Consider the following 23154-nt stretch of genomic DNA (forward strand, 5'->3'; position numbering starts at 1 on the left):
ATGAGTCAGTTCAACCCTGTGGATCATCCACACCGCCGATTCAACCCACTCGTTGGTGACTGGGTTCTGGTGTCACCCCATCGTGCCAAACGCCCCTGGCAGGGACAGGTGGAAAAAACGGCACCAGACGTTCGCCCAGTTCATGATCCCGAATGCTTTCTATGCCCCGGGAATGATCGTATTACCGGTGACCACAATCCCGACTACACCGATCCCTATGTGTTCCCCAATGATTTTCCAGCGCTGCTGACGGATACCCCGGATGCAACCAGTGATTCAGACCTTTTCCGGAGCAGCCCAGCCAGAGGTGAAGCAAGGGTTATCTGTTTTTCGCCAGATCACAGTAAAACACTGCCACAGCTGTCTGAGCAGGACATTCGCAAAGTCGTCGATACCTGGGCTGACCAGGTAGTTGAGCTAGGCCAGACTTACCCCTGGGTACAGCTGTTTGAAAACAAAGGGGCTGTGATGGGCTGCTCCAACCCTCACCCCCACGGCCAGATCTGGGCCAGCAGTTTTTTGCCCAATGAAGCCCGCAAGGAAGACGATAATCAACGTCAATGGCAGGACGATAAAGGGGTAAACCTGCTGGTTGAATATGCGCTGAAGGAATCTGAATCCGGTGAACGCACCGTCGTCGAAAATGATCACTGGATTGCCGTAGTGCCTTACTGGGCAGCCTGGCCATTTGAAACACTGTTGCTTCCCAAGCGCCATGTACTGCGTATGCCAGATCTGACAGAAGTTGAACGGGATGCTCTGGCCGACATTCTGAAAAAACTGACGACAAAGTACGACAACCTGTTTCAAACGTCCTTCCCCTACTCCATGGGGTGGCATGGCGCTCCCTGCCATCAGGGCGATGCTTCTTCTGACGACAATCACTGGCAGCTTCACGCTCATTTTTATCCACCACTACTCAGATCTGCCACGGTTCGTAAATTTATGGTGGGCTTTGAAATGCTTGCTGAAACCCAGCGTGATCTCACTGCCGAGCAGGCTGCTGCTCGTCTAAGGGAACTGCCAGAAAAGCACTACCTGGAAAATGGCCATGAGCCTGAAAGCAGCCTTTAAGATTGACTCGAGTTTATGGAAAGTACAATGAACCAGAAACAAGCCCTGACCGAACTGTTTGCAAAGACCTTTGGTCATCAGCCAACTCACTATTTTCAAGCACCTGGCCGGGTCAACCTGATTGGTGAACACACTGATTACAACGATGGTTTCGTTCTGCCCTGCGCCATTGACTATCAGGCAATGATTGCTGCATCCCCCAGAGATGACCAAAAAATGGTGGCCACCGCTCACAGCTACGATGGCCAAGTCTCAGAGTTTGAACTCTCACTACCGGTATCGCATAGTGAAGAAGCCTTCTGGAGTAACTATGTCCGCGGTGTAGCCTCCGTTCTGATGGAAAAAGGAATGAGCCTGAAGGGTGTTAATATTGCCATTATTGGTAACGTCCCCCAGGGAGCAGGACTCAGCTCATCCGCATGCCTGGAGGTTGTGACGGGCCTTACACTGACCAGAATGTCCGGACTGGATATCAGCCTGAAAGAACTGGCACTGATCGGACAGAAAGCTGAAAACGAGTTTGTTGGCTGCAATTGCGGCATTATGGATCAAATGGTTTCCGCCTGCGGCCGTGAAGATCATGCCATGCTGCTGGACTGTCGCTCTCTGGACACACGACTGGTATCCATTCCCAAAAATGCGGCGGTAGTGATCATTAACTCCAATGTGAAACGTGGTCTGGTCGACAGCGAATACAATACCCGTCGCGAACAATGCGAAGCAGCAGCAAAGCATTTTGGGGTCAAAGCACTGCGGGATATTACCTTTGAGCAGCTGGAGGCCGGTCGAAATGATCTCGACGAACTGACCTATCGCAGGGCCCGCCATGTGGTCACTGAAAACGAACGAACTCTGGCCGCTGCAGAAGCACTGGCCAGGGGTGACCTGAAAGCCATGGGTGAATTCATGGCGGAATCCCATATATCCATGCGGGATGATTTTGAGATCACTGTACCAGCCATTGACGGTATTGTTGAAATTGTGAAGGACGTGATTGGTAGCGAGGGTGGTGTCAGAATGACCGGGGGAGGTTTTGGTGGCTGCGTAGTAGCACTGATACCGGAAGAAAAAGTGGATGCCGTCAAAAAGGCGGTCCATGAACACTATCCGAAATACGCCAATGGCCTTACCGCTGACATCTACATCTGTCATGCTTCTCAGGGGGCTGGTGAGGCATAAACCACCGCCTTATACGGGACTCCTGAAGGGAGTCCCTCTCCTGAAGGTCAATATTTTCCTGCCTCCCTCCTGAAACTAAATTGCCAGAAATGCAGTCTATAGCATCCGGCTATCAGAGACTTTTAATGACCTGGCATGAACATTAAAAACCTGGCGATATTGCTTCTCCTGTTTTCAAGTGTGAGCAACGTTTCCTCTGCTACCACTGGTAATGACCTGCCACCTGAAAAACCGCATGGAATTATCCTGATTGAAGATATCTTTACGGATCGACTGGGACCTTTTTTCCCGTCCCATGGTCAGCTTATGAGGGATATTATTGTTGGTAAGTACCACAATGAACTCAAGATAAAAGATAAGCGCAATATAAGGTCTTGGGCTGTCACCCTGAACCTGGATGTTATGAAGGGAAATAACAGCGACCTGCCTCCAGCAGAAGAACTGAAAAACCAACTGCCAAAAGCAAACAAGAAAAGTATCCCCGGCTGGTTATGGCGAAGCTTTTTAGACTTACCTGAAACACTGATCAACGTATTTCTGGGGCCATTAGATCGTCCTCCGATACTGAATCTGGACACAGAAAACAATATTATTATTGTCAATCAGAGCTATATTCTTTCGGGCTACAGTGCAACTAGAGCAATTCTTCAGGGATATATTGATCGGCTTCCAGAATTGCCCCTTTTTATCAGTGCTGCGGGCAATGACACTAACCGTTGTACAGAGCAGGCCGCCACCATTAACCGTCATATTGGCTCCACCGAAGCCCCTATCAAATTCTATTTTTTTAATGAGCCTCAATCTGCTTATAAGCAGTTCTACAATGCCTGCAACCTCCATTTGCTGGCAGCACAGGATCTTGGATTGGAAGAGTATTATATTAATGTTGTCGGTGATATGGGCAATGACAAGCCCAATAAACCTGCGGGCGTGCTGAAAAATAGAACGGTCGCAGCACCTTACCATGCAGGCATCTTCAATATTTATGAAGGCACCAGTGGTGCCACTGCCTATGTTACCGCTCTAGCTGGGATGATTCATGAGCGGGCACCTGAACTGACGCCGCCGGAAATAGCCAGCATCATTTTTCTGACAGCGGATAAAAAGGGAGAGAATACGATCAACGAAATATGGGGGCATGGTGTCGTAAATCCCGGGGCAGCCATGGCGCATATGGACTCAATGGGTTACCCAAGACTATAAAAAATAACGATCTAAAATGTGATCGCTATTTTTTACAAGTGCAAACCGCTTATCTTGTTTGCCGGACAGACTTTAAAAATCGTACCGAACCTGAGCCTGCAGACTGTCAGACTTAAATCCTGATGCCCAGCGGTGCTCATAGTTAAGCATCAGGCTCAGATTATTATCCATCCAGTAATCAACACCCAGGCTGGCCTTATAAGAGGTTTTCTCAGGATCGACACCAATGGTGCGCAATGTCAGGGTTTGATTAAAAACGTCTGCAGTCACGCTGGCATCAACCGCATCACCGATAACATCGTGGTAGACCATAAAGCTCGCTTCCGGCAGCAGGATTCCACGATCCAGCTCCACCAAATGACTGAAACGAACACCAGTCCCCAGCTCCAAGACATTAATATTCTCAGAGGATATCTGAGCCGATGGAGACCCATCACTGTAATTCTGAGAGTAGTCTTCCGTTTTCAGATGGCTGTATTCCAGACTGAACCGCGGCTCAACCAGTGTATCGTTATTGTTATACCAGAACTCTTTACCGCCCGTTGCCAGCAAACCAAGCTGCTTACTGTTATAGTCGGAAGTTCCCTTGACACTGCCATCGTAACTGACACTTTACGTATTATTGAATCCAACGTTAACAACCGAATCCACAAACCAGTCATCACGCTGCCAGTTACTGTATACACTGAGTTGATAGCTTTCGATATCACTGCTGGCTGAAGAATCCTTAACATTGACATCAGCCTCGGCATAACTGAAGGAAGCCCCCAGCGTATAGGTATCACTTAAATCAGTGTCACCTCCGAAGCTGATACCTTTCAAACGACTTTTATAACCACTGTAAGTGGTACCATTACTGCTTTGACTGTTTTGATCTGCTTCAGAACCAATGGCCTTAATCCAGACCGCACTCTGTTCCACTAAATCACCGGATGACACACCGGAACGTCCGCCACCTCTAAGGCTTGCCAGTCGAGTCAGCAGATTGTTGAATACCTCACCCTGCATTTGCTCTACGGCCGCAGCAACCGCAGCAAGAGAAGCCGTATCCCCATTCGGATACTGCTGCTGCAGATAATCAATCAACCCATCAGCGTCAGAGATGGTGAGCAGCTGCTCACTGTCAATAAAGCCAGCGGTGGCCTGTTGATCAAGGCTTCCAAGATAGCTTTCCAGAAAGCCGGCGACCTGAGTGACAAGGGCATCGCTGGTATTTTCTGCAACCACTGCAGAAAGATCGGTCGTCGATACAGTGACATCCAGGTGCTGACCATCCACTACAGAGGAGTCGTCAACGGTATAAAGAATGGATTCAGAAGAGACTGATGCCGTTCCTGTAATACCATTTCCTGCGCTCAACACCCGGTATTGCTCTGTGTCCCCATAGGCAAAATCACCGTCGTAATCCGGGGTAACGAACACTGAAGCGCCATCTGAAAATGTTATTGCCGGGCTGCTGAAATTAACAGGCTCATCCATTTGAGGAACAACTTGCGACTGCAGGGTTAACCTGGCGGTTGCACCCTCATTATTGAGGTTATTTTCGGCACCGAGCCTAACCGTCATCTGCCCCTGTTGATTGAGGCCAGTATCGTAGACAACGTCACCACTGCCACCCACTATTAAGTGTCCAGTGTCGTAAATACTCAATACTCCAGAGTCAGAACTGGTAATATTACCGGTTAATTCTGTTCTCCCAGTGACATTGATTGTGGGCACACCCTCTACATTACCATTGACCAGACCACCAGCCAGAATAAATGTATTACCCTGACCATTAAAGCTCACCAGCCCAGTCATGGTGCCGCTATTAATCAATTGATTTAAGTCACCATAAACTTCAACCGCATCGCCGTTCGAGGATGTGATTGTGCCATTATTAATAAACGTGTGAGCATTGCCACTGATCCCGACGGCATCATCTTCCACCGATGTGATTGAGCCGGTATTGGTTACCGTACCAATAGTGCCCTCATCATAGCTTCGGACGTATAAACCATAATCTCGTTGAGAAATCAGTGTTCCGGAATTGAGAACATCACCAATTGTTCCTCTATTGGCAAAAACATATAAGGCATCTTGATCAGAATTAATCGTTCCTGAATTAGTAACAGTGCCAACCAGGGCATTGCCATCGTCACCTTCAAGGTTGTTCGTCTGAACCACAAGTCCCCAATAGCCTGACTGAATATCACCGCTATTGATTACATGACCAACTGTGCTGTTCTCCCTGGCATACACCTTAAACGCATCATCATCACTCTTTATCGTTCCGGAATTAATCACATCTTGAACAGAACTATTACCATAGGTACCAACAAACAGACCAAACCTTGAGCTGGACTCAATTCTATTCTGGTTTTCAATGGTACCAACCTGGCCGTTTCCGCCGAGCTCTACTTCTATGCCTTCCCAAACTGAGTAAATCTCACCGACATTGGTAATATCACCGATAATGCCTGTTGTAGGTTGGTCATTACTCCCGACCTGAATTCCTTCCCGGGCAGACCTGAGAGTGCCGCTATTAATAATATTTCCGACATTTGGCTCATTGCCATCAAACTGTCCAACAGCATTTATATAAAGCGCTGCACCGTCACCACTGGTATCAATCGTACCTTTGACGGATATATTACCAACACGACCATTGCCTTCTGGGTCTGGAGAGGCATCTACACTGACCGCACCACAGGTTTCACCCTCAACACTGATGACAATGTCACCGCCTTCAGAGGCGGGGGATCCTGCACACTGGGCTACCGCTCCACTGGAAAAAGAGAAAGCAGTTACAGCCGCAATAGCGATACTTAACAATGATCGATTAAAATCCATTTCTACGTCCTTATACTTCTGCTTTTTATTAATGTTTTTTCGAGTATAAAGAATAATCTGATAAATCTTCAAACAATTGTTTGATCTAAGGTTATCCTGCCTCGTTTATAAAACAGAAAAGCCAGAAGCACTTATCGTACTTCTGGCTTTATCTTTAGTTCAGGTTTGGAAATATTCAGCTGTACTGAACTTCGCCTGACGTTTTCTCATTATTCTCAATCACAACATCCGAGATCTGACCTTCACTCTTGGCAACAATAGTACTGACAGCAGTATCCCCCACCACATTGGTTACGGTGCAGGCAGCGTCCAGAATCCGGTCGGTGGCAATGATGATGCCTAAAGCCTCGGCCGGCAGACCCAGTGTGTGCAGAAGAACGCCCGTGGTCACCACTGCCCCACCCGGAATACCACCGGTAGCAATCGCCAGCAGAAATGCGGTAAACCCAAGGGTAAACAGTGCAGTGCTGCCCAGTTCCACACCATAGGCGTTGGCAACAAAGATGGTAGCAACCACCATGTAGATTGCCGCACCCGACATATTCATGGTCGCCCCCAACGGTACCGAAAATCCTGCTACTTTCTCAGATACACCCAGTTTCTCAGTCAGTGTTCTGAAGGTCACCGGAATCGTTGCATTGGAACTGGCGGTAGACAGGGAGAACATCATCTGTTCACGGGTCTGACGAATAAACTGCAGTGGGCTGATACCCGTGGTAATGCCAACAGCCAGTGGGTAGAAGACAAACAGCCATACCACCATTACTGCCAAGGCAGTCAGGACATAAGTCATCACACTGACAATACTGCCTGCATCCAGAGTCGCACCCAGCTTGGCCGTCAGGAACAGAACCCCAAGAGGCGCCATACTCATCACCATTGTGATCAGTTTCATCATCACACTGTTCGCCAGGGCAAAGGCATTACTGACACTGTGGGTCTCATGGTTCTCCAATTTCTTGACCGCAATACCGGTGACTATAGCCATAAAGAGAATCTGCAAAATATTACCTTCAGCAAATGCCTGCACCGGATTCGTTGGTACAACAGCAATCACCATATCCAGCAGATTAGGAAGACTGGTACGACTCAATGTCAGGGACTCATCGGCCAGCCCAAGGTTAGCCCCGATACCCGGCTGAACCAACATTGCCAGACCAATAGCCGCAGCAATGGCAACAACGGTGTTGACCAGATACAGGCCAAAGGTTTTAAACCCGAGACGTCCAAACTGCCCAACATCTTCCAGGTTACACACGGCATTGACAATAGAGATAAAGATTAGGGGAACCACCAACAGCTTAATCATGCCTACGAATATGCTGCCGCCTGCATGGAACAAACCACTGACCAGGTAGGTCTGTAAAAATCCATCGGGACTGGCAAAGAGCTGAATGGCGCTGCCGAGAGCAAGACCAATGACCAGAGAGGCAAGAATACGGGTTGCCAGATTTTGATTCATAAACTCAAGTACTCCTTCGCGGGTCATTCTAAACGACCACCTTCTTGTATTTATTGGAATCATCAGAAGAACAGAAGGCATTCTGCCCTCCTTCAGTGGGGAGCGAATCTAACCAATCCTAGACATAAGTACAAGTTCTAACATACTGACATAACAGAAAAAAACCCTTATAAAATATCAATTTTAAATTTTAATTCTGTTTTCAAGCAGTTGACGCCATAAAATTCTAATAAGATTAAAATAAATACAGGATATGCATAGTTAATTTACTTATCACAGTAAACATCTGGCAGGCAGCACCAAAAAAGAACAAAAAGACACAAGGTGCGTCAGAAAAAATTGATGTATTTTCTTTTGGTTCTAAATTAAAGCAATCAATACACATTAATAACCAAAAAAGGTACTAACGAATCAATGGATATTTTTTGCTGTGATATTTGCTGTCTATGCTGTTACTCAGATTCAGATAGTGATGATGTAACAGAAGAGCAGCAGCAAGGTATGATGCGAGGAGCATCAGTGAAAAATGTTTCCGGCAATGCTGAACTTTTACACCCCTTACAGCAAGCCAAAAACAATAATGGTGAAACTGTCTATGCAGAAGCTTATCAAAAAGCACTGAGTGAAAGGAAAGGCTCAAATAGCGAAGGAGCAACAATGCTGGGCATAATAGGGAAAAATATGTTTGGCCTTTCTGCTCCCTCTAAACCCAAAACAGGCCTTGCTTTTGCTCAAGAACTGTTTACCAACTCACAGTATGATATACCTGAAGGAAAAGGGAGCGGTGCACCTCATGGCCACCACCGGGAGTGGGACCGTAGTGGAGGAAGTAAAGGTCTGGGAGAAACCATTCACAGTCATACCCGTGATACCTTCGGGACTAAATCAAACGACAAACAAAAATAACCCCAATATTTCTTTGACCTTAACAATAAATTAGTACTGCCCAATCAGCGAGATACATGGAAACTGCCCCCACTAACAACTATTGAGAGGAATCTACTCCCATAGCAAAAAATAGTGCGCGTTCTTTATTATTTATACTGTAGGGAGCATAACAACAATGTACTCCACCTCCCTCAGATGACAGCGGATATATAGTTTTCAGCCCCCGCCCTTTCTCTTACAATTGACCAGCAATAACTCATCGAACAATATTTCAAGCTGTAGGGATCGCAATGATGTTTCGACGTATTCCATTTTTGTTCTTGCTGTTTTTTTCCTTAACCAGCAACGCCCAGACAACCAGTTTTCATCTGGTCACTGAGAACTTTCCTCCACTGAACATGACCAATAATGGCACTTCCTACGCCAGGAATGACAGGGTATCCGGCTTTGCCACTGATATCATGAGAAAGCTGTTTGAAACATCAGGGTACGAAGTAGACTTCACGCTGATGAGTGACTGGGACGAAGCCTACAACAGTGCTAAAGATACGTCAGGCTATGGGGTCTACTCCACCTTTCGAACACCAGAAAGAGAAGACAGCTTTCAGTGGGTTGGCCCACTGTATGAGGAGGATTGGGTTATTCTTGCACCAGAAGGCAGTGACGTAACCATAAGCTCACTGGATGAACTTAAAAATTACCAGGTCGGGTCCTATGAGTTTGATGCGATTACCGATCATCTGAAAAACAACCAGATTAATGTAGTTCCAGCCAAGAGTGATTCAATCAATGTCGTAAAGTTAAAACTGGGGCAAATTGAACTGTGGGCCTCCAGTTCTCTGACTGGTCCATATACTGCAGCAAACTTTAATATTCCTGTTAAGCCAATTCACACCTTCAGTGAAAGTGGTTTATGGCTGGCCATGCACAAAGATACCGACCACACCATTATCTCCACACTGAATGAAAAACTGCAAAGCATGCACCAGTCTGGTGAAATTCAACAAATGATTGAGAGTTATAATCAATAAACTCAAAGACAGGGAGTACACATACCGGTACTCCCCTCTTCTGTATTTTTACTGTTCTTCCAGTAAAATACGACGGTAAGCTGATAATTGACCGCCAAATCTGTCAACACCTTCCTGACGAAGCGCAGGCGCCAGGTGAGCCAGATAATGATCCAACGAACTCTGATCCTTCACTCGGTAGCGAATAGAAAATCCTTTGGAGTAAGGCCTGTCTACCAGGTGCTCATCATCAACCAGAGTCAGTATTTCAGCACTGATGAACCCATCAGTCGCCAACACTTCATCTGCATGAGTTTTCAACCAGACCCTGAACTCACCGGCAACATCATTATCCACCAGGCAGTTGACTTCATAGATAATCATGAACACTCCTTCAGCTAACTACACTTTTCTGGTTCTTTTGAAAAACAAGTGGATAATAGTAAAAAAAGACAAGTACATGAGTTCAATCAGACTTTACGAACAATATTCAAACCATGTCGAATGGGTAAAAGAACACTTTCCAAGTTTGGATGTTCATAAATATAGCGATTTAGATCTGCAATCACCTGGTCTCTTTCTTCCTGAGGATCAAGTACCTTGCCTTTCCAAAGGGCATCATCAATAACCACAAGCCCTTGTGGACTCAACATGGGAAGTACCAGATCCACATATTCACGATACTTCTTTTTATCCGCATCAATAAATACCAGGTCCAGTTTTTCCCTGATTTCCGGGATGGTATCCAGCGCTCTGCCAAAGAGCACGTTTATTTTATGGCCATGAGGTGACCGGTCAAAAAACTCCTGACCAATATCAATGGAACGAGGGTTGGTTTCGCACGCATAGACAACGCCATCGACGGGTAGGCCCTCTGCCATAGAGAGTGCTGCATACCCTGTGAACATGCCAATTTCCAGCACTGTCTTACTACGACTGATCTGAACCAGCATTTTCAGAGTCTGCCCTACCAGCCGGCCAGAAAGGTTTACCGGGTAACGGGTTCTGTCCACTGTGGCCTGAGCCAGCTCAGCCAGAATCTGAGACTCACCGGACGTCATCTCCTGACAATAATTTTCTATCGCTGGATCTACCATTAAGTCCATCAAAACACCTTCTGACTATATACTTACAACCATGAATTGGTTTAAAAGAGTTTCCGAAAAGATTCAAGCCCCCTTATAAAGCAACCATTACAGTTTTTTAACATCATTTTTTCTGATGCATTCAACTGCAATTCTGCTATTTTCTACTTTCAGCTATTCAGCACTGAGATATACAGACCGACCTGGTTCAGCAACTGGTAGCATTGGCGTATATGCCATGGGACACTTCTAAAAAATCAGAAGCGGATTCTAAGCGAGAGAGGCATGAGTGAAAAGCCCATTATTCATATACTTAGTACTACTGAGAATACATACCATCAATTGAGACAATTATTTCTCAGTAGTTTTAACATATGAATACGGAACTCCACTCTGCAAGAAATAATCTCCATCATATTTTATAAAAAAAGGCTCTGACATGAGTGGTATCGAGGTTCGATAATCCGAATAGTTCGTAGTGGAAGCAATAATGTCCTTAATGCATTTTCATACTATCAATTTTTATTGGAAATAAAACAATGATAAAGTGGCCAACGTTAAGCAATCTGACGGCTACGCACAGTACAATAGCCAGAGCCAGCCAACCAGATAAAACACATCGGGATTTCATACACCTGATTAGTAAAGACCACTTTGAATTAAAAAAAACCAGATCACTATTTTGCTTTTCGATTCAATATATACAAACCACAGAAAAATATTGCGCAAGATGCAGTGAAAAAACTGAAGGTGCTCTGGACTCAGGAATTTCCGATGATATTTATGCTACTCAAAAGATACTTGCAGCCTATCCAGAATGGGCTGCATGTAGAGCAGCCCTGCTGGGTGATGACTTAACTATCCAGGGGATCATGCAGGAAGAGCCCCTGGACTTTCTGGTAAGAAGTGACGCGATCTGGGGCTACACTCCACTGCATTATGCACTCAGAGCATCCGACTGGAAAATAACGGCTCTCATCCTGAATAATATGCCTGATGCAATACTCGTTAAAGACAAGTCGGGAAATACCGCACTTCATATTGCAGCCAGATATCAGTTCTTCCGTGGCTTTCATGAATTACTCCAAAAAGAACAGGGAATGAAATGTCTTTTTATGAAAAATGATAAAGGCCTGTATCCAAGTTGTTTCATCATCAGGAATGCGAAATCAAAAACGAAGATCTGCCTTCGAGATATGGACAGTCCATATTTATCTTCATTAATGGTGCGTTACCCTGTAACCGCAATAAATATCAAACAAAAACTCCATTATGAAGCAATTCTTGCCAGAAGCATTCTTGAAAATCCAGAGAACAGAGAACTGGTTAAATGGCTTACCAAGGTGATATCAATATTGATTTTAAATATGAGTGATATTGAATTCGAAAAATACCGAAATGATGTTAATGATTTTATACTTCGCAGTAATTTCCCCACCAGCAGTCTAATCAATCACTCGAGCAAGAGAAACCTTTCAGCAACACTCCTCTCACTGACCAATATGAGAGGCTGTCATACATCAGATATCCTGTCGACCATATGGCGAATTGTCGGTCACCTGTTAAATGAAAAAAATCCAGCCATTCGAGACAAGACATTCAGGATTTACGCGCAATTTGAGCTAATTGGCAGGCAGCACACAGTACACCCGGACTGGGATGCTCCCGTAATATTTCCCGAGAATTTTATTTGGTTACGCAAGAATCACCTCGGTGAGGCAGAGATACCCAGTACCCTGTTAAAGAACATAAGGCCTCTGAAAAAACTCAGTTCCTACTATATGCATCACACCCATTACAAGATGAACTCAAGTGCTCAAGAGCTCTACCTGTCGGGAATTTCTGGCATGTGTAATGCCTTTTACGCCATATATCCACTGCTGGGAATTGATTTTGATTCGATTACAGGAATACGCCTGGCCGAGCTAATGGCTGCATTCAATGTATCAATTGCTTTTCACACTTTTAAAGAGTGCTTTGATGCTTTCTTTATAACCCATACTTATCTGGACTACCCTGAAAAACTAGAAGTCGATTTCCGCAGAAAAACCGGAGCCTTCACTCAGCTGAACAGCAATGATTTACACAGGAAAAGAGTGAACTGCTGACTCTGCCAACTTCGCTTCGCTTTTCGCTAAGACCTATCCACTTTTACCACCGGAGAATATAATGGCTTTATAAAACATTCATTGCACAGGATGGTTTTATCAATCAAGATAGTGGCCATCCTTAATGATGCATAAGTACAAAAAAGTTCTGTGAGCGGATAATGAGTGATAAACCCATCATCGAGATTGAGTACTGCAGTCAATGCCAATGGTTATTACGTTCTGCCTGGCTGGCGCAGGAGTTACTAAGCACTTTTGCCACAGATATAGGGGAAGTACGGCTGAAACCAGGAACCGGTGGTATCTTTACCATTAAACTTAATGGCGAAGAAATCTGGGAAAGAAAAAAGAACGGTGGTTTCCCCCAACCCAAAGAAATCAAGCAGAGAGTAAGAGATGTGATCGATCCCGGGAGAGACCTTGGCCACAATGATCGTTAGGTTCTGTTGATATGAGTTTATCAATAAAGCTTGGGAGGCTGTCCTTAACGTGACCTCCCAGGCACAAAAGATCGACCTGATTAATTAAACCCAGGCACTCTCTTTTTTACGAATCTTAAGCATAGGCAAAAACAAACCTAAAATAATGCCCAGCAAGATCGTTCCACCACCAAACAGATACCATCGCAAGCTGGTATCTCTGACCAGCTGACGGTTCTCTGCCTGAAGAACCTGTAACTGATTTTTGAGTCGTTCATTCTCTTCAACCAGTTGCTGGTTTCTACGGTCTATAGCTAGAGGCTCTGCAGAAATATCCTGAAGACGCTTCATTTCTACCTGCTGGCGATTCAATTTATCTTCTGTCTTACCCAGTTGTGACGTCACCTCTTCCAGCTGGCTGTCACGCTCCATCAGCAGTCTTCCAAGCTCTTTATTTTCAGCTTCGACTTTTCTGGTGCGATCCAGTGCGGCAGGCAACTGACGAAATGCCGGTGGGCTCTTCATAAGATATTGGGTAGGAACATAACCTTCCTGATCACCATTTTTCACCTTACTGAACCCATTACCGGAATTCTCTTCCAGCATGACCAGGGCGGTACCAGTTTTCAGGCCTCGATGAACTATTCGATACTCATTACTAGGCCCGGTACGCATGGGAACATAGGTAATATCAGTAACGTATCGTGTTTCTGCAGCCGTATGGCCGATCCATAAGAGGCCGAGCAGAATAGTTAGCAATTGTTTATGCATTTTCACAGGCATCAAAATCTCAAATCACGGCAGAACTTTTTTAAACGGCTTGACGGTTACCTGTTGATAAACACCCGCTTCAATATAAGGGTCAGCATCTGCCCAGGCTTTTGCTTCTGTCAGGCTGGCAAACTCAGCCACCACAATACTCCCGGTAAATCCCGCTTCACCCGGGTCATTGCTATCAATGGCCGGACAAGGGCCTGCCAGCACCAGACGTCCGCCATCTTTAAGTTGTTGCAACCGATCCAGGTGGGCTGGACGAGCATTCATTCTCAGAGGCAGGCTATTATCAACATCCTCACTGATAATGGCGTAGAGCATTTACTTCTCCTCGGTTTGAATATGCCTTGAAATGATTAGAAACTGACCAATCACAAACAGGAAAGTCAGAATAAGGCTACCAAACACTTTAAAATCTACCCACATATCGTGGAAGGTAAAAGCAACAAAAAGGTTGGCAGCCCCCAGAAAAATGAAAAATATGACCCAGCTGATATTCATTTTCAGCCAGATATCATCCGGTAACGTCAGCGCATGCCCCATCATTCGCTCAAGCAGCGTTTTTTCACCAATAAACTGGCTTCCCAAAAAGGCAACGGCAAAGACCCAGTTAACAATAGGAGCCTTCCACTTCAGAAAAGCTTCATCATGAAAAGCCAGCGTCATACCACCAAAAAGGACGACTGCAGCCAGCGTGACTACATGACTTTTCTCAAGGTGACGGTTTTTTAAAAACAGGCTGCCATAAATAACAATAGAAGCAACCATCAAAACCAGAGTGGCACTGAATGGGCCGCCAAGCTCATACTCAGATGAGCCCAGGCTGACCACTCTTGGGTCCATTTTATAGACTACAAAGAATAAAATTAGAGGAATAAAGTCAATTAATTGCTTCATATAGGGCCGATAAGAGTAGAATAAGCAGGAACCAGCTCCCAAAATGGGCACCGAAAACTTTGTAGCAAAGAACAGTTAGCCAGTTTGAGCCTGCAAAAGATAACAGTCAAACTACATAATAAACTAATTGAATTTCAGGGTAAGTGACAATTTTGATTTCCATTGATTTACACAGCCACACCACAGCTTCCGATGGAACTCTTGATCCCGTTGAACTCTGTCTCAGGGCACAGGAACGCAATGTCGATACCCTCGCCATCACCGACCATGATACGGTGGCAGCTCACCACTTTCTTAAGGAACACATGCCTGCCGGTGATCTCAAGCTGATCACCGGCATTGAGCTCTCTACCACCTGGTCTGGCGCCGAAATCCATATTGTCGGCCTTAACTTCCCCCTTGGTCACAAAGACCTTGCAACCATTGTCAATTCCCAGGGAGACGCTCGCAGAAAGCGCTCGCACCATATTTCAGAGCGTCTTGCCCGACGGCTGCCTGAATGGAATGCCGAACTAATATTCCAACAAGTGCTTGAGGGCGCCATCAATCAGCAAAAAAGCAGTACTTATGGTTTTACTCTAAAACCTGACGACATTCAGGTTGGACGACCACACTTTGCCCGATGGCTGATCAGTGAAGGATTTTGCCAGGATATGGATGCTGCGTTTCGTAAGTATCTCGACAATAGCAAAATTGGCAACCTTAAAGCCTTTTGGCCAAAAATGAGTCAGGGGGTTGCCTGGATCAGGGCCCTAGGCGGAACGGCCGTTCTCGCCCACCCAGGTAAATACCGAATGACGGCCACCAAGCTCAGAGCATTGATTAAGGACTTCAAACTGGCTGGCGGTCACGCCATGGAGGTTCAGGGCTCCAACCATCCACACAGCCAGGTTGAGCAAATGGCTCGCTTCTGTCGTGAGTTCAACCTAATGGCATCTCAGGGGAGTGATTTCCACAACCCTAACTACCCATGGGTTGATGTGGGTCGCCTGCCCCCCTCTCTACCAGAGAATATTACACCTGTCTGGCAGGCCTGGAGCTAGGACTACTCTCAACTCATCCATAAATATGCCAGCCCTTCTATTACCAGCCTTAAACACTTCTTTCCTGTCAATCACAGTGGTATGATGCGCCACCGCTTTCGCGCAATCACCACTGTGCTCTTTCGCTGAAGGCCCTTACCTTCATCACTTCGAACTATGGCCGACAACCTCCTGTACTAAACAGTACGTACACCACTTGGAAGAACAAGCCATAGAAAGAGTGAATCACACTAATGCTGACGATTGCCATGAGCCAGTTCTTTCAGATTCATCCAGACAACCCTCAGTTGCGATTAATCCGGCAAGCCGTTGACATTATTCGTGACGGTGGAGTGATAGCCTATCCCACTGACTCAGCCTATGCTCTGGGTTGCCATATTGGTGATAAAAAAGCAGTTGAGAAAATAAGGCAAATCAGAAGGCTTGATGAAAAGCATAATTTCACGCTGGTCTGCAGGGATTTGTCGGAACTGGCGACCTATGCCCAGGTCAATAACACTCAGTATCGAATGATTAAAAATCATACACCCGGCCCTTATACCTTCATTTTGAAAGGTTCCCGGGAGGTACCACGGCGACTGATGCACCCTAAGAGAAAGACAATTGGTATTAGGGTACCTGAATGCCCCATTGTGCAATCACTGCTTAGTGAACTGGGCTGCCCCATTATGAGTTCCACATTACACCTGCCTGGTGATGAGTTTCCAATGATGGATCCTTACGATATCCGAATGACCCTTGAACCACAGCTTGACCTGATCATTGATGGCGGATACCGGGGTATGGAGCCTACAACGGTCGTGAACCTGATGGATGATATTCCGGAAGTTATAAGAGTTGGTAAAGGAGACCCAGTACCTTTTCAAGCTGACTAGCGGGTGTCGAGGTAAAGTTGGGGCTGTTAGTCTACATTAAAACAATGTACGAAGATGGCAGCCATTCAACGAAGCTATAGTACAAAATTGAGTATTCATCTTAAGCTACAAGCACCACAGAAAAAGCAAGATGTAACATCTTCAAGCTGCCTTAGTATTTTTATTCACACTATTTTTTTCTTATTTAAAAATATCGTCTAGGATTGAAGTTTTGATTTCAAAACCAAATTCATGTTTTAAGCAGATAGAGTTCAAGAATTAGAGTACGAGAAATCTAAAAACCGATTAATTAATAAACCAAGAACACATCAGACCATGCAACAATCAGCAGCAACAAAAAATAAAGCCACAAGGAACAAAAAAAAGCTATTCATAATATTTATTGGGATTTTTATACCAACTTTAAACATCAATGCTGAACTTGGCATACAAAATACTTATCAAATATCACAACAGCACTTTTCTCAAGCTTACCCTGCCTCTGAAGAAAAACCAGAACCTGAAGACAATGAAAGCGAGCTTCCAGAAATCATTCTCACCTCTGGAGAAAAACGAAAGATTGTATTAAAGGCGCTAACCAGACAAACAAACAATCAGGAAAACTCAAAAAACAAGATTCTGACTCAGTACGCCGTCAAAGATCTTGATCTACTAAATGGATCAACGCTTTCACCTGATCATAGTATTTTGAGAAGCCTTGGAAAGGCAATTACCGTATCAGGGGAAATCATGTTGGCTAACATTCTGATCACCCCTACAACAGATATTAATACACTAAAGAGAAGACAGGCCGTTATACAATACCTGATCGATAACCCAGTCGTAATGAATAAACTGGAAAATCATTTACGTCATTTTTTCGTGAATGAAGATGGTATTATATCTCTGCTTGACCCTTCAGATACAATTTACAAAGGCCTGTTTCAGAGCCTGGATGCTACCAGTCAGTTTGGCTTAAATCCAAAATCCAGCAATGGAAAGGAAATTTCCCGTCGATTTATCGAAAGTCTGAATTTGCTCAGTCTGGGATTTATGCCAACTTACCTGTACTACTATTCATCACATCCTTTACAAATAGCTACCGGCATAACACTTTATGGCCTCACACTTTACCTAGCGCAGAGAAGCGCGCGAAGAGAAAAAAATTATTACTCATACGTAATGGAGCGCAGTAGACGCCCTGGGCTTGCATTATTTGAAGCCAGAAAACTCTGGTTAACACTTGAAGACCACCCTATCTTTAATAGCGTTTTTTTATCTTATCCAGAGTTTTCCAAACTTGAGTATTCCAAAGAGCTCCGGGAAATACTCACTCTGTTGAAAGGCACCCCTGAGAGCCCAGTTACTTCTTCTTGGGAGTACTATACCTCTCATATGGGACGCTACCACATGGCGCTGGAACTTCTGCAGAGGCATAAACATTCTATATTACCCATCATTCAGGCTGTGGGAGAGGTCGATGCCTGGCTGACGATTGCCAAGTTCGTCAGGAAGGGGCAGCAACGAGAAAATAACCCAATCACCTTCGCAAATTATATACCTGGTCATCATTCCCCTTACTTGCGTCTTGACCAATTCTGGAATCCTCATTTATCTCCAGATATTGCCGTTCCCAACAGCATAGAAATCGGAGCCAAACTACCTCTGAACACCATCATTACAGGTCCTAATGCCGCAGGAAAATCAACCAATATGGAAGGTATTGCCATTGCTGTCCTTCTGGCCCAGACCTTCGGCATTGCCCCTGCTCAAAACCTTGAAATTACACCGTTCTCATTGATCCATACTCATATGGATATCAGCTCAGAGGTTGCTGCAGGCCTGTCAACATTCAAAGCAGAATCAGTCAGAGCTATTGAACTGATGGATCATATTGAAAAAATGCAAGAGCAACAGTTCAGCCTGACATTAATGGATGAGATTTTCAGCAGTACAAACCCAATAGAAGGTGAAGCTGGAACCTATGGCTACCTGAAAATAATTTCAAACAACCCAAATTCTATCAATATCTGCACCACTCACTACCCAAGGCCCACACTATTGGCTGACGAATACCCCAGGATTTTCCAAAACATGCATGTCCGGGCTGAGATAACGGATGGTCAACTGCTTTATGATTATCTGTTGAAGCCTGGTTATTCGGAACAGCATATTGCCATCAAAATCCTTGAGGATGAAGGAATCCAATCAGAGTTTCTTGATATTGCTACAGACATCATTAAACACCCTGAAAGATATCCCCTTCAGGGTCGTGGATACCAGTAACGTCACAAAATAAATAGACCATATTAAATTCATTTCAGATGGCTATAAACGTTTAAGGTGCCAAGACTATCCATAAATATTAAGGTAATATAAATTTAAAATCTTTGATGAGCTAGCCGCCTAGCACAGTTACTCTAAAGAACGGTTTAACCTGACAAGATAGTTAGGATCTGCCATAACGGTACGTTTGGACGGATTTTCTAACCAATTATTTATTAATGATTGAAAAAAATTAAAATAGCCATGAGCTTTAATTGATGATTTTAACAGTTTAAGAGTTCTGGAAAACACAGCTACTAACTCATTATCCTCTGCCGTTTTTATAGCGCTCCTCCATCGTGAACCAACCTCTTTTGAATATCTTTCAAATTTCTCATAAGTAATCAGTGCTCTCATTAAAACACCACTCCATTTTTCATCAATAGTGTCAAATTTAACAACAATCAACATTCGAACAAAAACAATATCATTGAGAACTTTTCCAGAATCTTTCAAAATTTCCAAAAGTATTTCCATACTCTCTATCCAACACTTTATTTCTCTAACTATGGCAAGACAGGGAACAGCCGGCGCTGGCATTTGCTGAGTAAAAAAATCTCCAAAAACAATACATTCTCGTATCAATGACTCACTGGAGTATATATTGGCCTGTATAGTGAGAACAGGCTTCCGGCTAACTGTAGTAAATACGTTAATAATTTTTGATTCAGGAATGGCAAAAACTTTTATTGCTGGAACAGTGTTTTCTGCAAAATAAAAACAGTGGTTCTTACACATAACATTCAATTGAATCAATAATTGCCGATATGCACCCAAGGTACATTGCAGATCTACATCTCTAAAGTAGCCATTAATGCCTAACTGAATATTTCTGGATAAGGATCCAAATAAATATATGTCTTTACCGTAGACAGATTCGCGAGATAACACATCAAGGCAAGATAAAAAGATACTGGTCGCTTTTAATTCTATTTCACTTTTTTTATTTCTCGACGGCAAATATACTTTAACAAGGTTGCTGGATACTTTATCAGAACCACAGGCAAACAATGGACTATTTACAGGAAGCACGGTATTAGCATGAGCATATGACAAGTCTGAAATATCCTGCTGTACGATTGCACTTATCTGCTGCCCCCCTGGGGATTCTTTGCCCACATGGGCTGGATCTATAACGACCTGAGCGCAGTTTTTTGGTGCAACATCCAAAGGATTTCCAGAGTCTTCGAACACTGGGGGAGTTTGAACAGATACCACCCCTTCTGACTGTACTGAATTAACAGCTTGACTCTTACTACTAACTTCTAGCTTTTCCAACTCCCTGGAACTCAACATTTCTTTTGCAACCTTCCCTAACGTCATAAGTTCAGATAAAGACTTTAATATCTCTGAGGATTTACTACATAATTTCACGGAACAATCTCGAATCAATTCTGAATCTCGAAGAGATTTTGAACGTTTGCCTTCTTTTTTCGCTCCCATTAAGCCTTTAGCTATGAGAATCTGTTTTCTCTGCTTAAATAAGTCACTAACGGTTTTACATTGCCCAAGAACCTTTCCAACCAGAATTTCAAGCTCACTCAAACACCCAATAATGTATGAGTGAGCCTCTTTCATTGTTAACTCAAGGTGCTTATTACCCTGATAATAATGAAAAAACTCTCTAGTAATATCAGTTACCACTAATAAAATATCAGGAAGAAACTGTTCTATACTGGCATAAAAAACTACAGCTCTTTTAAGTTGATCACTGAGTCTCACATTTGCTCTACTACCTGAAGTCAAATGATTTCTTGCCTGATCTTCTTTAGTTCTCTTAATGCAATGTTCATAATGCGCACCTATTTTCAGAAAGGAATTGATAGAAACATAAGCAATATCGCATAAAGAATAATAGCATTCAGCTGTTTGTTCTGGAGAAATGGTCAAATTTAATAAATCGTCAGTCAGTATAGATTTCAAATATTGGATAATCGTATGAGGCTCTAGCTGTTTCCGGTAAAGAAAGTACCAGTCAATCATTTTAATCACTGTTTTATTATTAAAATCAGCATTGCTATGGCCTATAACTTTTTGATCACATGCTTTATTTCCATTGACTTTTGTTTCCTGCTGCGCAGCAGTTATTTTTTTATTTTTTCTGCGCTTTCTATTCTTCCCATTCACCGAATTACTGGCAGCCATGGCTCTCAGTAACATCTGTTCTCTTGCTACCTTTTTAACTTCGTCTTCTTCTTCCTCAATAAGCTCCTTGGCACACTGCTCATATAGAGTGCTTTTAGTTTTACATTTATCCAGATAAGCTTCAAATTGATCTTGCCAACATTTATAGAGTTCCAGAATAGACTTTTCTGTTTTTCTTTCAGAATCATTTTCAAATGGAGCCAGACATTGAACCACTTGATAAAAACCATTAAACACTTTATTGAAATCACTCCCATTCTGATAGCCTTTATGAACATCTAATGATGGCAGCATTTCATACTCTACAATCTTATAGAAAGCTCTCAGTAAAAGATCAGCTTCCGAATATTTATAATCCCTACTGGGAAAAATATTAATTATAAAGGATAAAAGAGATAAAGCCTCACCATACTCTTTAAGAGTTACAAGAACGATCAGCCTAGCGGTAACATCAGACAGATCATGAAGATCAATATCAAACATATCATTCCATAAAAACAGCACTTCCTTATATCCAACAACTTGCTCAGCAGTCATAATTTGCCAGTCTTCAACCTTTAAATAATCGAGTGAATTTACAACCAAAGACAGAGTATCTTTTCCAACCAGGATTAATAAATCAGGGAAATCATACTCTGGTGTTATTTCAGGCTCAGGTTCAAATTTGGATTTTGGTTTAACATTACACTTCTCAGTGGCTACTAAACCATGAAAAAGATACATCAAAAATTTCAAATGGTCCTGAAGATACTTTTGATAACATAATGCTATCGCCTTATCGTTATAACCATCCTTCCCTATTACTTTTTGATGGTTAAACCCTTGACACGCATCAAACCTTATCTTTTGAGATGGTATTAGTTTTTCACGAACCTCCTTCGATTCAATCTCCCATAACTCATCGAAAGAGTTAGCCTTTAGCCCTTCCCCGGTATAATCAGGCACTGTTTCAGGCAAGTCCAGCTCAATCATCTTTCTTATCAGAAGCTCTTTTGGCTTTCCTTCACACTCTTTTTCAAGCTTTTTAATCTTTAAATGCATTTTTTCAAATTTTCTATCCGTAGGGTAAGTTGACAGAATATGTGCTCGATACTCTCTATTCATTTTGATAACCTGAGAAACATTTTCTTCAATAAGAGAACACTCAAGCTCCAGATCAGCAGATATTTGATATCCTGATGGACAAGTCTGCATGAAATCTGGCAACTGTTTTTTTACATTAGCCCAGCGCATACTTACGTCTTTACCTAAACCAGTTGCCTTTTCCACAATTTTTTCTTCATGTCCATCAAGACGATCAGCCACTGTTCCTTTTTGTTTTTCAGTCACTCTAGCTTCCCTGGTAAGTCTTATTGAAGGCTTGACTTTTTGGTGACTATTTAAAAATGGCAACCTTAACAATTGATCATCAAGTGTTATTTTTCTATCTTCAATCTTCTTATAATGCTTAGTACTCAAAGTTTCACGCTCTACCTTTGCAGTAATGACTGTCGTGACTTTGATTACGGCTTTGGATGCTTTCGTGGGTAAAGCTTGTGTTTCAAATTCATTCCCCCCCTCCCCACAATTTAACTCCTGTGTTATGTGCAGTAGCTGGTAGCATCTTTTTCTCTCACGACAAATTATTAGAATAGGGCGCAGTTAAGACAGTTAATTTCAAAGAATATTCATACGGTCAATCATTATTTATTTTCCAATTTCAAACTATTCCGAGGCAACGTCACTATACTGAGCACATGATGAAAATAATTGAACAGCAGCCAAATCATTAATACCAAAACAACAAACATGAATGATGAATTTATATGCCCAAAGACAACGTTTCCTGTTTCAAGCAGAGCTCGTCCAAAGCCCCC

17 protein-coding genes and 1 pseudogene are annotated in these 23154 nt (G+C 43.5%); 10 read left to right on the plus strand and 8 right to left on the minus strand.

What is annotated here, in order from left to right:
• From GV64_RS16210 to GV64_RS16220, 3 genes are all read left to right on the plus strand, one after another.
• Positions 1–1074, plus strand: a complete 1074-nt coding sequence (locus GV64_RS16210; protein WP_020583894.1) for a UDP-glucose--hexose-1-phosphate uridylyltransferase — start codon at positions 1–3, stop codon at positions 1072–1074.
• A gap of 27 nt (positions 1075–1101) precedes the next feature.
• Positions 1102–2253 carry a galactokinase gene (gene galK, locus GV64_RS16215; RefSeq protein WP_020583893.1) on the plus strand — a complete coding sequence of 384 codons (1152 nt, stop codon included), beginning with the start codon at positions 1102–1104 and terminating at the stop codon, positions 2251–2253.
• Positions 2254–2388: 135 nt separating this feature from the next.
• Entirely contained in the window at positions 2389–3456 is a 1068-nt protein-coding gene (locus tag GV64_RS16220) for a S8 family serine peptidase (RefSeq protein ID WP_020583892.1), read from the plus strand.
• A gap of 72 nt (positions 3457–3528) precedes the next feature.
• Here GV64_RS16220 and GV64_RS26195 read toward each other — a convergent pair.
• Together GV64_RS26195 and GV64_RS16235 are read right to left on the minus strand one after the other, a co-directional pair.
• A pseudogene (locus GV64_RS26195) lies at positions 3529–6288 on the minus strand (autotransporter outer membrane beta-barrel domain-containing protein).
• A gap of 175 nt (positions 6289–6463) precedes the next feature.
• The gene (locus GV64_RS16235) at positions 6464–7831 is read right to left on the minus strand and encodes a dicarboxylate/amino acid:cation symporter (RefSeq protein ID WP_236632962.1); all 1368 of its coding nucleotides are present in this window, start codon (positions 7829–7831) and stop codon (positions 6464–6466) included.
• 333 nt (positions 7832–8164) lie between these two features.
• On the opposite strand from GV64_RS16235, the gene GV64_RS16240 reads away from it, so the two are divergent.
• Together GV64_RS16240 and GV64_RS16245 are read left to right on the plus strand one after the other, a co-directional pair.
• Positions 8165–8656: a hypothetical protein gene (locus tag GV64_RS16240; RefSeq protein WP_020583888.1), complete on the plus strand. Its 492-nt coding sequence runs from the start codon at positions 8165–8167 to the stop codon at positions 8654–8656.
• 272 nt (positions 8657–8928) lie between these two features.
• Positions 8929–9669 carry a substrate-binding periplasmic protein gene (locus tag GV64_RS16245; protein ID WP_020583887.1) on the plus strand — a complete coding sequence of 247 codons (741 nt, stop codon included), beginning with the start codon at positions 8929–8931 and terminating at the stop codon, positions 9667–9669.
• Positions 9670–9717: 48 nt separating this feature from the next.
• Here the strand turns inward: GV64_RS16245 and GV64_RS16250 are convergent, their stop codons facing one another.
• A complete protein-coding gene (locus tag GV64_RS16250) occupies positions 9718–10032 on the minus strand; it encodes a DUF4286 family protein (protein WP_020583886.1) in 315 nt (104 codons plus the stop codon).
• An 86-nt stretch (positions 10033–10118) separates the two neighbouring features.
• The gene (locus tag GV64_RS16255; RefSeq protein ID WP_020583885.1) at positions 10119–10754 is read right to left on the minus strand and encodes an O-methyltransferase; all 636 of its coding nucleotides are present in this window, start codon (positions 10752–10754) and stop codon (positions 10119–10121) included.
• Positions 10755–11272: 518 nt separating this feature from the next.
• Here GV64_RS16255 and GV64_RS16260 point away from each other — a divergent pair.
• On the plus strand, positions 11273–12841 hold the full coding sequence (locus GV64_RS16260) for an ankyrin repeat domain-containing protein (RefSeq protein WP_020583884.1): 1569 nt from the start codon (positions 11273–11275) through the stop codon (positions 12839–12841).
• A 161-nt stretch (positions 12842–13002) separates the two neighbouring features.
• The gene (locus GV64_RS16265; RefSeq protein WP_020583883.1) at positions 13003–13281 is read left to right on the plus strand and encodes a SelT/SelW/SelH family protein; all 279 of its coding nucleotides are present in this window, start codon (positions 13003–13005) and stop codon (positions 13279–13281) included.
• An 84-nt stretch (positions 13282–13365) separates the two neighbouring features.
• On the opposite strand, the gene GV64_RS16270 is transcribed toward GV64_RS16265, so the two are convergent.
• From GV64_RS16270 to GV64_RS16280, 3 genes are read right to left on the minus strand one after another with little or no spacing between them, the layout of a single operon-like run.
• On the minus strand, positions 13366–14043 hold the full coding sequence (locus tag GV64_RS16270) for a TIGR04211 family SH3 domain-containing protein (RefSeq protein WP_026258458.1): 678 nt from the start codon (positions 14041–14043) through the stop codon (positions 13366–13368).
• A 12-nt stretch (positions 14044–14055) separates the two neighbouring features.
• A complete protein-coding gene (locus GV64_RS16275) occupies positions 14056–14355 on the minus strand; it encodes a YciI family protein (protein ID WP_020583881.1) in 300 nt (99 codons plus the stop codon).
• The gene (locus GV64_RS16280) at positions 14356–14931 is read right to left on the minus strand and encodes a septation protein A (protein ID WP_020583880.1); all 576 of its coding nucleotides are present in this window, start codon (positions 14929–14931) and stop codon (positions 14356–14358) included.
• Between the two features lie 143 nt (positions 14932–15074).
• Here GV64_RS16280 and GV64_RS16285 point away from each other — a divergent pair, with 143 nt between their 5' ends.
• The 3 genes from GV64_RS16285 (at position 15075) to GV64_RS16295 (ending at position 19114) form a co-directional block, all read left to right on the plus strand.
• Positions 15075–15974, plus strand: coding sequence for a PHP domain-containing protein (locus GV64_RS16285; RefSeq protein WP_081622187.1), 900 nt, complete (start codon positions 15075–15077; stop codon positions 15972–15974).
• A 248-nt stretch (positions 15975–16222) separates the two neighbouring features.
• A complete protein-coding gene (locus GV64_RS16290) occupies positions 16223–16849 on the plus strand; it encodes an L-threonylcarbamoyladenylate synthase (RefSeq protein WP_026258456.1) in 627 nt (208 codons plus the stop codon).
• Positions 16850–17578: 729 nt separating this feature from the next.
• Positions 17579–19114, plus strand: coding sequence for a MutS-related protein (locus tag GV64_RS16295; protein WP_236632963.1), 1536 nt, complete (start codon positions 17579–17581; stop codon positions 19112–19114).
• A 129-nt stretch (positions 19115–19243) separates the two neighbouring features.
• On the opposite strand, the gene GV64_RS16300 is transcribed toward GV64_RS16295, so the two are convergent.
• The gene (locus GV64_RS16300) at positions 19244–22756 is read right to left on the minus strand and encodes a hypothetical protein (RefSeq protein ID WP_152554093.1); all 3513 of its coding nucleotides are present in this window, start codon (positions 22754–22756) and stop codon (positions 19244–19246) included.
• Between the last annotated feature and the right edge of the window lie 398 nt (positions 22757–23154).

It is taken from the genome of Endozoicomonas elysicola (assembly GCF_000710775.1).
Taxonomy (GTDB): domain Bacteria; phylum Pseudomonadota; class Gammaproteobacteria; order Pseudomonadales; family Endozoicomonadaceae; genus Endozoicomonas; species Endozoicomonas elysicola.